Annotated in this window: 10 protein-coding genes; 6 read left to right on the top strand and 4 right to left on the bottom strand. The window is 45.5% G+C overall.

The genetic code is table 11. The features are described from left to right. Window positions 1–7 precede the first annotated feature (7 nt). From rplS to HUJ19_RS00825, 3 genes are all read left to right on the top strand, one after another. The gene (gene rplS / locus HUJ19_RS00835) at window positions 8–364 is read left to right on the top strand and encodes a 50S ribosomal protein L19 (protein ID WP_290621683.1); all 357 of its coding nucleotides are present in this window, start codon (window positions 8–10) and stop codon (window positions 362–364) included. 105 nt (window positions 365–469) lie between these two features. After that, window positions 470–1357: a site-specific tyrosine recombinase XerD gene (gene xerD, locus HUJ19_RS00830; RefSeq protein WP_290621681.1), complete on the top strand. Its 888-nt coding sequence runs from the start codon at window positions 470–472 to the stop codon at window positions 1355–1357. 153 nt (window positions 1358–1510) lie between these two features. Then, window positions 1511–2353 (top strand): thioredoxin fold domain-containing protein, encoded by an 843-nt coding sequence (locus HUJ19_RS00825; RefSeq protein ID WP_290621680.1) that lies wholly within the window; start codon window positions 1511–1513, stop codon window positions 2351–2353. 14 nt (window positions 2354–2367) lie between these two features. Here HUJ19_RS00825 and HUJ19_RS00820 read toward each other — a convergent pair whose 3' ends face one another. Continuing rightward, window positions 2368–2736: an MTH938/NDUFAF3 family protein gene (locus HUJ19_RS00820; protein WP_290621679.1), complete on the bottom strand. Its 369-nt coding sequence runs from the start codon at window positions 2734–2736 to the stop codon at window positions 2368–2370. 91 nt (window positions 2737–2827) lie between these two features. Between HUJ19_RS00820 and recJ the strand changes: the two genes are divergently transcribed. Next, the gene (recJ, locus tag HUJ19_RS00815) at window positions 2828–4555 is read left to right on the top strand and encodes a single-stranded-DNA-specific exonuclease RecJ (RefSeq protein WP_290621678.1); all 1728 of its coding nucleotides are present in this window, start codon (window positions 2828–2830) and stop codon (window positions 4553–4555) included. 19 nt (window positions 4556–4574) lie between these two features. On the opposite strand, the gene HUJ19_RS00810 is transcribed toward recJ, so the two are convergent. Next, the gene (locus HUJ19_RS00810; RefSeq protein WP_290621677.1) at window positions 4575–4994 is read right to left on the bottom strand and encodes a hypothetical protein; all 420 of its coding nucleotides are present in this window, start codon (window positions 4992–4994) and stop codon (window positions 4575–4577) included. A 191-nt stretch (window positions 4995–5185) separates the two neighbouring features. On the opposite strand from HUJ19_RS00810, the gene HUJ19_RS00805 reads away from it, so the two are divergent. Together HUJ19_RS00805 and mtaB are read left to right on the top strand one after the other, a co-directional pair. Beyond that, window positions 5186–6025, top strand: a complete 840-nt coding sequence (locus tag HUJ19_RS00805; RefSeq protein WP_290621676.1) for a mechanosensitive ion channel domain-containing protein — start codon at window positions 5186–5188, stop codon at window positions 6023–6025. Window positions 6026–6196: 171 nt separating this feature from the next. Continuing rightward, the gene (gene mtaB / locus HUJ19_RS00800; RefSeq protein ID WP_290621675.1) at window positions 6197–7540 is read left to right on the top strand and encodes a tRNA (N(6)-L-threonylcarbamoyladenosine(37)-C(2))-methylthiotransferase MtaB; all 1344 of its coding nucleotides are present in this window, start codon (window positions 6197–6199) and stop codon (window positions 7538–7540) included. 55 nt (window positions 7541–7595) lie between these two features. Here the strand turns inward: mtaB and barA are convergent, their stop codons facing one another. After that, entirely contained in the window at window positions 7596–10451 is a 2856-nt protein-coding gene (gene barA, locus HUJ19_RS00795; RefSeq protein ID WP_290621674.1) for a two-component sensor histidine kinase BarA, read from the bottom strand. Then, on the bottom strand, window positions 10452–11438 hold the full coding sequence (locus HUJ19_RS00790) for a hypothetical protein (protein WP_290621673.1): 987 nt from the start codon (window positions 11436–11438) through the stop codon (window positions 10452–10454). Window positions 11439–11446: the final 8 nt, after the last annotated feature.

Raw genomic sequence — 11446 nt, 5'->3', positions numbered from 1 at the left:
TACAGCCATGAGTAACATCATCCAGCAATTAGAAGCTGAGCAAATGACTAAAGAAATCCCGACTTTTGGCGCGGGTGACACAGTTGTTGTTCAAGTTAAAGTTAAAGAAGGTAACCGTGAGCGTCTACAGGCTTTTGAAGGCGTTGTAATCGCAAAGCGTAACCGTGGTCTTAATTCTGCATTCACTGTGCGTAAGATTTCTTCTGGTGTAGGCGTTGAGCGTACATTCCAAACTTATAGCCCATTGATTGATAGCATTGAAGTTAAGCGTCGTGGTGATGTTCGTAAAGCGAAAATCTACTACTTGCGTGAACGTTCAGGTAAGTCTGCACGTATTAAAGAAAAATTGGCTGTTAAAAAGTAATATCCATTTTTTCAAAAGAAAAGCAGTCTTCGTGACTGCTTTTTTTATGCCTGTAAGATTGTATTCTGGTACAGTTAGAGCACTTTGAGTTGTGGTACAGAAGCTATGAGTGAATCGGTCATCGAACAGTTTTGTGATCAGATCTGGATGGAGCAGGGACTTTCTGATGCAACCTTGTCGAGTTATCGCAGCGATCTAAAATTATTTAGCCGGTGGCTCGATAAGCAGGGTAAAAATATAGTTAATGCCAGCGCTCCGGATATTCAGCAGTATTTAGCTGAACGATACACTCAGCAGTACAGCAGTCGTTCAACAGCTCGCTTTTTGTCTTCGGCCCGAAAATTTTACCGTTATCTTTTGCAGTCCAATCAAGTCAAAGTCGACCCTACTCAACAGATAGAGAGTCCAAAGATTCAACCTCCCGTGCCTAAGTCATTAAGTGAAAATGAAGTGGATAATCTTCTGAGTCAGCCGGATCTGGATACCGCATTAGGCTTGCGCGATAAGGCAATGCTGGAATTGCTGTACAGCAGCGGTTTACGCATTACTGAGCTGATTTCAGTTGAAATCAACCAGATCGGATTTCAACAGGGCGTGATGAGAGTGATTGGTAAGGGTAACAAGGAAAGAATTGTGCCAATTGGCGAAGAAGCGTTGCAGGCAATTGCAGCCTATATTCGACACGGTAGAGCCGAGTTAGCCAATGAAAAGGTCTGCGATTGGCTATTTTTAAGCACTCGCGGGCAAAAGATGACCCGCCAGACCTTCTGGCATCGAATTAAGTTCTATGCCAAAACCGCTGGTATCAGAAAGCATCTGTCTCCGCATACTCTGCGGCATGCGTTTGCTACACACCTTCTGAATCATGGTGCAGACTTAAGGACGTTGCAAATGTTGTTGGGCCATAGTGATTTGTCGACCACACAAATTTATACCTATGTGGCAAAAGAGCGTCTTAAGCAATTACATAGTCAGCACCACCCTCGAGGGTAGCTAAGAGTCCAATGTTTATAGGGTGTAAAGGTTTGTAAATCGGCTTAAACCTTGACCAGCTGATCGCTAGAATAAGACTGTTTATGATGCGCCCTCAGTCTTGAGGCAACGTCTCTCATCCAATTCAATCGAACGTCCTGGAGTTCTTATCAGATGAAAAAGCTGTTTATTCTATTAATGCTAAGCTTGAGTGTCCCGCTTGCATCGGCAGCCAGTAAAGCGCTTAACGAAGATGAAATTCGAGCCATGCTAGAGGCTAGATTCCCGGGAGCGTCAATTGAACATGTGGCTCCTTCTGAAATCAACTCCCTGTATTCATTTGTATTACAAGGTGATCTCTACTATATCTCTGATGATGGTAAATATTTAATTGATGGCAAGATGCTGGATATCTCAACAGAACAAATCCGTAATGTCTCACAGGAGCGAATTACTCAGCTCGATCAGATGAAATCGCCAATGCGTAAGCGTGAAATGGCTAAGGTGAAAGATGAAGACCTGGTCATTTTTAAAGCTCCCAACGAAAAGTATGTTATTAACGTATTCACAGATATTGATTGTGGCTATTGCCAGAAGATGCATCGTGAGCGTAATGATTATTTAAGCCGTGGTATTACCATACGCTATCTTGCATTTCCCAGAGCAGGTCTGAACTCTTCTTCGGCTAAGAAGTTAGAAGGGATCTGGTGTGCAAAAGATCAGCAGACAGCTATGACGGAAGCAAAGCTCGAACGAAAATATCGTGAAGGCAATTGTAAAACACCATTTGCAGAGCAAATGAGTCTGGTCAGAAAATTTGGCATTCGCGGTACTCCGGGGATAGTTCTGGAAAATGGTGACCTTATTGGTGGTTACTTGCCAGCAGAGATCATGCGTCAGCGTCTAGATCAGTTGAAGAAAGAACAAAAGGCAGAGCAAAAAAAAACTGATCTTGAGTCCCCCTCAAACCCTGCTGTGGTAATGCTAAAGCAGGCTCTTTTAAAATTAGGACTATAGATTAATAAAGAGTGCTAAGGATAAAGCAAGGCTAATACATTTCTGCCATCGCTGGCTAAAATGGTATAGGTGCGACAGGCAGCATCGGTAGCCATTACCTCCAGCGGAGTTCCCATTATCTGAGCTACTTCCAGTATATCCCAGGACGGAAATTGCTGTCTTTGCCCTGTTCCTAAGATGACCACTTCATAGCTGCCAATCTCAAGCTCACTCAGTAACCTTTTATCCAGCTCATCGAGATCAGAAGGTAGTTTGTTCTCTTGCAAATGTTCCAGGCCAAGAACTATTGGGTCCTGATATGTCGCATCATTGATGATAATGGAACCTGAGCGATAGGAACGAATGGTGTAACGTCCGCTGGTTTTGTCCTGCGAAAAGTCCATAGATGGTTTTAATCTTCTGAAGTGTGTCCCTATAATAGCAACTCCTTGAAGGCAGGATCAAAGTCTCCATTCGACAGAAACCGATAACTTTATGCAAAAACGTATTCGACAGCGGCAACCTAAAGATAGTATCAAGCCTTTGACCACAAGTTCGGTGCTTAATCGAGTGTATTCTCACCGGGGGATTGAGGATGCGTCTGAGCTGGACTATAGCCTGCATCATCTACTTCCCTATAATCAATTAACGGGTATTGATATCGCGGTCGATTTGTTGGTGGAGGCAGTGTATCAGCAACAACGCATATTGATTGTGGGTGACTTTGACGCTGATGGTGCCACCAGCAGTGCCTTGAGCAAGCTGGTGCTAACAGACTTTGGTGCAAGTCATGTTGATTTTCTGGTGCCAAATCGCTTTGAGTTTGGCTACGGTCTGTCTCCAGAGCTGGTGGATGTGGCAAAGCAATTCCGACCTGATTTAATCGTTACTGTGGATAATGGTATTTCCAGTATCGCTGGAGTCAAAGCAGCGCAAGAGGCAGGCATTAAAGTGCTGGTCACCGACCATCATCTGGCGGGGGATGAGCTTCCCGAAGCTGATGCCATCGTCAATCCTAACCAGCCCGGTGATACCTTCCCCAGCAAGAACCTGGCAGGAGTAGGTGTGGTGTTTTATGTTTTGCTGGCTTTGCGTGCGAGACTTCGTGAGCTCGGCTGGTTTGAAAAGCAGCAGATAGCAGAGCCTAATCTGGCGCACTATCTCGACATTGTGGCACTGGGCACGGTTGCTGATGTGGTTCCACTGGATGCCAATAATCGACTATTAGTGCATAACGGTTTACGCCTGATTCGAGCGGGGCGCTGTCGTCCCGGGATAAGTGCTTTATTGCAATTAGCCAAACGCCAGCTGGCAAAAGTCACAGCGACAGATCTGGGGTTTGCAGTCGGACCACGATTAAATGCCGCAGGGCGATTGGACGATATGTCGATTGGTATTGAGTGTTTACTGGCAGAAGAGAAGAACAGAGCGAATGAGCTGGCTGAAATTCTGCACAGCCTTAACAGTGATCGTCAGCAGGTTGAGCAGGAAATGCAGGATGAAGCCCTGTCTAAATTGGAAGAGATGGACTGGCATGCCGGTGAGTTTGCTCATTCTGTATGTTTGTATGAGCCCCATTGGCATCAGGGTGTGGTTGGTTTACTGGCCTCGCGTATTAAGGACAAGGTTAATAAACCCTGTATTGTGTTTGCCAATGCCGATGATAGCAACGTTAAAGGTTCTGCTCGTTCGGTAAAGGAGGTTCATATTCGTGATGCCTTGGCTCTGATTGACAGTCGCCATCCCAAATTAATAGATAAATTTGGCGGTCATGCCATGGCAGCTGGCCTGTCGCTGTCGCTGGATAACCTTAAAGCCTTTCAGCAAGCGTTTGAGCAAGCGGTTACTGACTTGCTGAATGGTAAAGCCATTGAGGATGTGATTGAAACCGATGGCGAACTTGCAGAAGAAGAGCTCTCCATTGAAACAGCCGTTCAGTTAGCCCAGGCTGGGCCATTCGGGCAAGGTTTTCCAGAACCGGCTTTTGATGGTGAGTTTGAGGTTTTGAACCATCGAATTGTTGGTGAGAACCATTTGAAACTCACCTTGAGAAGCCCAGAGCAAGAAAATGCGGTGCAGGCCATAGCCTTCAGAATTGATGTTGAGGATTGGCTGTCACAGCCAGCAAACAGAATACGGGCTGTTTATAAACCGGATATTAATGATTACTTTAATGTTCCAGAGCTGCAATTACTGATTCAGTATTTTGAGCGACTGGCTTAGAGTCAGATATTCATAACGCTTAAGGCTGGCGCTCAGGAATCGCTACGTCACAGGCTTCCGGATCGCCAGTCCAGTTAGTGGTGACCACGCGGCCTTGCTGATTATAGCCAACCTGTACTCGGCAGTGCACCTCTTCCCGGCCACCGAATAATGTTGTGCCTATGCTGCCAAAGAAATTCCCACCAAAGCCACCGACTCCGACACTCATGGAAGGCTTATTTTTGATGTCTCGAGTATTCCATTCGGCATAAGTTAAATCATTGACTTGCTGCTCGCCCGTTGGCAGTCCCCAGGTTTGAATCAAGGTTTCAATTTCAGCACCCTGCCAGGCGGATAGTTTGCTGTCGATTTCTGCTGGTTGGGCGGTACTACAGCCGCTTAAAAATGTTCCCATCACAACGCTGATGAGGCTTAATCTAATGAATGATTTATTGATCATGCCCGTTTCCTGTTTGGTCTCTTTAATAACTAGAGTGTTGCACGAGATTTAGCATCTTGCCAGTATTTGCTCGATAATATGACCGATATCGTGACATTTTTGTAAATTTTGAGCTTGAAATTAGCAACTTTCTATTCAGTTGGCTAGAATGGCAAGCAGAAATTTACAATACTAAAATCAAGAGGATAGCTATGAAATTACCCGTTGATACTGCTCAGATAACCAGTTTCGCTGAGAAGGGCTGGCAGATAGTTTTGGAATACACGCCAAAAGTTGTTTCCGCTTTAGTGGTCCTGATTGTTGGCTTGATCATCATCCGTATGATCGTTAATGGTGTTCGAAAAGGTTTTGAAAAAAAGAACTTTGATATAACCCTGCAACGCTTCCTGGTCAGTATGATTAGCATTTTGCTCAAGGCGGCACTGGCCATCACTGTAATTGGTATGCTCGGTATTCAGATGACCACCTTCGTCGCCATGTTGGGTGCAGCTGGTTTGGCTATTGGTTTGGCTCTGTCGGGTACTTTGCAGAACTTCGCCGGTGGCGTTATTCTTCTGATTTTACGTCCTTATCGAGTGGGTGACTTTGTTGAAATGCAGGGCCATTCGGGCACTGTTAAAGAGATTCAAATCTTTAACACCATTCTGACTACTCCGGACAATAAAACCATTATTATTCCTAACTCCCCTATCTCTACTGGCTCAATGATTAACTACAGCACACAGCCGAAACGCCGTGTCGACTTCACCATTGGCATAGGCTATGACGATGATATTGATAAGGCCCGCGATGTTATTTTGGGTGTCATCAATAAAGATGAGCGTGTTCATAAAGATCCAGAGCCATTTATTGCAGTTTCAGCGCTGGCAGACAGCTCGGTGAATTTCGTGCTTAGGGTCTGGGCGGACAGTGGCGATTACTGGGGCGTTTATTTCGAAAACCTAGAAGCTATCAAAAAGGCTCTGGATGCTAATAATATCAGTATCCCGTATCCTCAGCGCGATGTGCATCTGCATACGGTTGAAAAGTAAGCGTTTATTACAGATTCTTCAAGGCACCCTAGGGTGCCTTTTTTGATACTTGGAAAAATTCAACGTTAAAAGGTAGTGCCAATAACGGCTAGAAACTGTACAATTAGCGCCCAATTTTATGGGGCAAAGTGAGATCCTTTGCCTTTGCTGAGTTTTGAGAGTCAGGTGGTTATGCAGGTACATTTAAGTGCACTAGGGTGTCGATTGAATGAGGCGGAGCTTCAGAACTGGGCAAATTCGTTCCAACGTCTGGGCCTGTCCCTAACTTCTGAAGCTGATGCTGCAGACTTGATCGTACTGAATACCTGCGCGGTAACTGCTGAGGCTGCTCGTAAATCTCGTCAGACAGTCCGTCGTTTTCACAGGGCAAATCCTCAGGCGCGCAAGGTGGTTACCGGCTGTTATGCCTCGTTGGAGCCAGAAGAGGTTGCTCAGATCATGGGCGTTGATCTGGTGGTGGCTAATGAAGATAAAGAGGTTTTAGTTGAACAGGCCAGGCAGCTTCTTGATATTCCAGCCATGCCGGAATTTGCCACTGAACCGGGCGAAAGTGCTTTATTTGCCCGTAACCGCGAGCGGGCCTTTATCAAAATTCAAGATGGCTGCCGTTATCGTTGTACCTACTGCATTGTCACGGTGGCGCGTGGCGAAGAGAAAAGCCGCACGATTCAGGACCTGATTGATGAAATTAACCAGCTACACGCCGAAGGTGTTCAGGAAATTGTTCTGGCTGGTGTGCATGTGGGCGGTTATGGTTCTGATATTGATTCAAGTCTGTATGAGTTAGTCGAAACTATATTGCGCGAGACGGATATGCCTCGTATACGTTTCGCTTCGGTTGAGCCGTGGGATCTGGGTGAGAATTTCTTCGAGTTGTTTGCCAATCCCCGCTTGATGCCACACATGCACTTACCCATTCAAAGTGGTGCTGATACTGTGTTAAGACGTATGTCGCGTCGCTGTAAAACCTCTTCCTTTAGTGAGCTGGTTCAGCAGGCAAGAACTCAGGTGCCTGGTTTTAATGTGACCACTGATGTCATTGTTGGCTTTCCCGGTGAAACTGATGAAGAGTTCGAGCAAACCATGCAATATATTGAAGCCGTCGGTTTCGGGCATATTCATATTTTCACTTATTCTGATCGCGAGGGCACCAAGGCCGCTCGTTTACCGGATAAAATCAGTAAGGAGGTTAAAAAGGAGCGTAGTCATCGTCTCCATGAATTAGCCGCCAGACTTAAAGTCGAGGAGCTTAAGCGTCAGGTTGGTCTGACCGTTCCTGTGCTTTGGGAAAGCTCGAACCAGTTTACCGAAGACGGCAAGCAGCGCTACTTTGGATATACGCCTAACTACCATAAAGTTGCAGTCGAAATTCCGGTAGGTTTAAGTCCTGAGCGCCTGATTTTGAACACTGAAATAAAGAGTGTTGATTCTGAAAATGGTTATTTGAATGGTGTCATTGTTGATGAGGTTCCTGCAAGTGAATCATCAGCAATAGCTGTTAAAACCATTGCTTAGATTGCACATTAACAATTTTTAAAAAAGGGGCTGATTCAGCCCCTTTTTAATTACCTCAGGAATTATCTACCGTTTCTGGCTTTTCGGGTTTTAAGAATCGCTCTGCCTCTTTGTTAATCACTTCAAGTTCAGCCAGAAGTTGTTCGTGTAATTCTTCAAGTTTGTTGTACTGTTGTTTTTTCAGGCGTGTTTCATAAACATTACTGAGGTGTTTAAGCTTCGGTGTGCCGACGTAGCAGCTGGCGCCGTGCAGTTTATGAACATGCTGCAACAGCTGGTCGAAGTCCTGGGACTGATAGGCGGCATGAATATTGCGGCCTGTTTCAAAGTTTGAATCAACCAGCATTTTCAGCATATCTATCGCCAGTTGCTCATTATTATTTGCAAGTTTAAGACTTAGGCTCCAGTCCAGCGATTGCTCCTGACTATTGTCCTCAGCCTGAGGTTCTTCAGTTGGGGTTGGATTGATGTCCGAAGCCGCCTGTGTCCATTTCAATAGTAGATTGACCAGAGCCTGCTCAGAAACAGGTTTAGTCATATAGTCATCCATGCCTGCTTCTAATAATTGTTCTCGCTCATTAGCCATGGCATGAGCGGTTAGGGCGATGATTGGGGTGCTCAGGTTGGTACGATTAGCACGTATGGTTCGAGTGGCTTCAAGACCATCCATTTCCGGCATCTGAATATCCATCAATATGGCGTCGTAAACTTTATTCTTACTCAGCGAAACTGCCTGCATACCACTTTCGGCAGCATCAACCTTGATGTTTAAGTCCTGTAACAGGGTCGTCACCAGGCGTAGGTTAGCAGGATTATCATCAACTGCCAGCACGTAGATATCTTTTAGTAAACTGGCATCACCGACAGGTACTTCAGCAGGCTCCTTGCCAGAGTGCACTGAAGGTGTTTTTAAGAGCTCGATCAGGGAGTTATAGAGTGCGCGGTGAGTGACTGGCTTGGTCATGGCACGACTGACACCGATTGAATGAAGGTGCTCAAGGAAGTCTGCATTGCCTGCTGTAGTGAATGTAATAACTGGGCAATAAAGCTGAGTTTGCGCTTTATTGCAGATGTATTCCAGTTGCTGCTGTCGACGTCGGAATCGTTGGCCGCCAATGATAATTAATTCAATACTTTTGCCGCTTTGACTATAAAGATCGATTTCTGTCATTAGGTCATCAATCTTGTCAAACGAGCGAACCAGCATACTCCATTCTTCCAGAATCTGAGTGATGGACAGGCGAGTGGAAGGATGGGGATCGAACACCAGAACTGACTTATTGGCAAGGAACTCGCCCGTCAGGCCATCTTCTGGCAGGGCATCGGTACGTTCGCACTGCAAGGTAAACCAGAAGGTTGAGCCTTCGCCCTGGGTGCTGCTTACACCAATGTTGCCACCCATTTTTTCCACCAGTGACTTGGAAATCACCAGGCCCAGACCTGTGCCACCAAATTCGCGTTTGGTTGAGCTGTCGGCCTGACTGAAGGCTTTAAACAGGTTGCGCTGTTGATCTTGTGTCAGGCCAATGCCTGAATCTTTGACCTGAATTTTAAGCTTAAGCCCTTTCTTATTTTCGGACTCAACCTCGGCATAGAGCTCAACGCTGCCAGACTTGGTAAACTTAATGGCATTGTTAACAAGGTTGGTAATAATCTGTTTGATTCGAATTGGATCGCCTAACAAGGCTTTCGGAACATCTGAATAGATCAGTGAAACCAGTTCGATACCTTTTTTATTGGCGTTGGGTCCCAGCATTCGGAAGATATCATCTACACATTCGCGTAAATCAAACGGATAACGCTCGAAGGACATTTTACCCGCTTCAATTTTCGAGTAATCAAGGATATCGTCAATAATTGATAACAGACTGGTGGCAGAGCGTTTAATATCAAACAGGAAGTCTTTCTGTTTGTTATTGAGTTCGGTTTTTAATAATAGCTCTGTAAAGCCGATCACACCATTCATTGGAGTACGAATTTCGTGACTCATATTGGCCAGAAACTCGGTTTTAACTCGGCTTGCCTCAAGCGCCTGACGACGTGCGATATCCAGCTCAAGATTATTTACCTCAAGAGTTTCCAGCGTTTCCTGTAAGTCTTCGGTTGCCTGATCAACTGCCAGCTGCATTTCGTCCTGATTATGTTCCATGTTTTCAGCCATCAGGTTAATCCCTTCCTGTAGTGTCAACAGTTCTGCGCTGGCCTCTGACTCAATTCGCGTATCAAGTCGGCCGTCTTTAATTCGGTTAATCCCCTCAACCATCTTTTCGATCGGAGTTGTCACGCTCATGGACATTCTGCGGGCCAAAAAGCCGCCAATAAGCAAGCCAATCAGGGTAATAAATAAAGTGGTTAAAATGGTGTTGTAGCGGCTGATGGCAGAAAACTCGTCGGTCATCATGACCGCAACATAGCCTAATAGCTGAGCATTGGCCTGGCTGTAGTTCTGCCAGGACTCGTAGGTTTCGGGGAACTTTGAAATGATCGGAGCATAGAATAGTTTTCCTTGCTCACTCTCAGCCGTTCGGGCAAAACGCATTAAATTATTGGATGAACCGGATCTGGCAAGGGAGTATGGGTTATCAATGCTCATCTCACTGAGCGTTTCGGCTGATCCAACCGAGGCTAAAACTCGGTTGTTCTGGTCGAAAATAGCGACCGCAATTAAGTCTTTGTCATTGTCGCGCGCAGCCTGGGCCATTTCGGCAAGATTCTTTTCATCTAAAGTGATCAGCCCGTATTCGCTGGCAAGAGCAAGATGAGTGGCAATGGTTTTTCCGCGGGCGGTTAAAGAGTATTTACTATCGTTGATGTGATTACTGATGAAGAGGGTTCCCAATAATAAGGCAACCAAAATGGTTGGCGTTAGCGCCAAGGTCATAATCCGTTTACTGATTCCCCATTCTTTCATCTACTGTTCCATTTCGTAATATACATTTTCTAACATCTCGATCTGACCAATTAACTCACCTAAAGTCAATTCAGAAAAACCAAGCAACCCAGCAATTCGGCGGTTAGCATCCAATACAAACGTATTCGGGTATTGATACCGCTCTTTAACTTGCCCATTTTCAATCTGATAGATTAAGTCAGCAGTTTGTTCGCCTATTGTATAGGGCTTGCTGAATAATGCCAGCATCGCGCCTTCCTGTAGCATACTCGGCGAATTACCGATCACGACCACCCGATGACGGTAACTGTTATAAAGCAATGATTTTCGGGAGCGTCCTGGTGGGTAAATTCTATCAGTATCATGTAGCATGATACGGCAACAGCTTTTCAGTTGATTGATGGCATCCAGAGTTTTCAGCTTTGGTTCAACCATCAAAGATTTATAGGGCAGATTAAAAAAGCGCGCCATTTGCTGATAACGTGACTTCATGTGGCTATCGTTCTGGCGAAAAAATGTTGCGGTCTGCGCCTGATAGATATTGAGGCTTTTAATCAGGGCAAAATAGCGCAACAGCGGTTGTTCATGAGTAATGGCATAAAGATTGTCATGCGGGTTCTGGCGTAGGAGTTCGATACTATCCGCGGTATTCATCAACGCGATGACAGGACGGCTTGGGCGCTCCTGCAATACCAGTTCCAGCGCTTCCTGACCGACCGTTATAATATAGTCAGCTTCAGAATTATTGATATAACTGGCCCAGTTATGTTGTTTTTGCCAGAACAACAGGTTCTGCTTTAGCCCGAGGTCATATTTTTGCTCCATTGCCTGGCGCAATCCAAACAGCAGTTCCTGCTCTTGTGAACTGGAATAGGGGCCTAAAACATCAACTGAAATCACCTTGCGACTAGGATGCTCGGCCACAGCAGATGGGCACTGTAATAACAGGCAAAAGATCAAAGCTGCTGTGCTGAGCCACGGCAAAGGTTTCAAAGGTGATTTCTCCAAGCTTTTTC

The sequence above is a fragment of the Kangiella sp. genome (assembly GCF_014762745.1).
In the GTDB taxonomy this organism is placed as follows: Bacteria; Pseudomonadota; Gammaproteobacteria; order Enterobacterales; family Kangiellaceae; genus Kangiella.
Note: the sequence above shows the minus strand (reverse complement) of the source record. Positions and strands in the feature narration are given on the sequence as shown.

Coding starts and splice junctions, on each gene's coding strand:
- rplS (WP_290621683.1), top strand. CDS start 8: ATGAGTAACATCATCCAGCAATTAGAAGCTGAGCAAATGACTAAAGAA.
- xerD (WP_290621681.1), top strand. CDS start 470: ATGAGTGAATCGGTCATCGAACAGTTTTGTGATCAGATCTGGATGGAG.
- HUJ19_RS00825 (WP_290621680.1), top strand. CDS start 1,511: ATGAAAAAGCTGTTTATTCTATTAATGCTAAGCTTGAGTGTCCCGCTT.
- HUJ19_RS00820 (WP_290621679.1), bottom strand. CDS start 2,736: ATGGACTTTTCGCAGGACAAAACCAGCGGACGTTACACCATTCGTTCC.
- recJ (WP_290621678.1), top strand. CDS start 2,828: ATGCAAAAACGTATTCGACAGCGGCAACCTAAAGATAGTATCAAGCCT.
- HUJ19_RS00810 (WP_290621677.1), bottom strand. CDS start 4,994: ATGATCAATAAATCATTCATTAGATTAAGCCTCATCAGCGTTGTGATG.
- HUJ19_RS00805 (WP_290621676.1), top strand. CDS start 5,186: ATGAAATTACCCGTTGATACTGCTCAGATAACCAGTTTCGCTGAGAAG.
- mtaB (WP_290621675.1), top strand. CDS start 6,197: ATGCAGGTACATTTAAGTGCACTAGGGTGTCGATTGAATGAGGCGGAG.
- barA (WP_290621674.1), bottom strand. CDS start 10,451: ATGAAAGAATGGGGAATCAGTAAACGGATTATGACCTTGGCGCTAACG.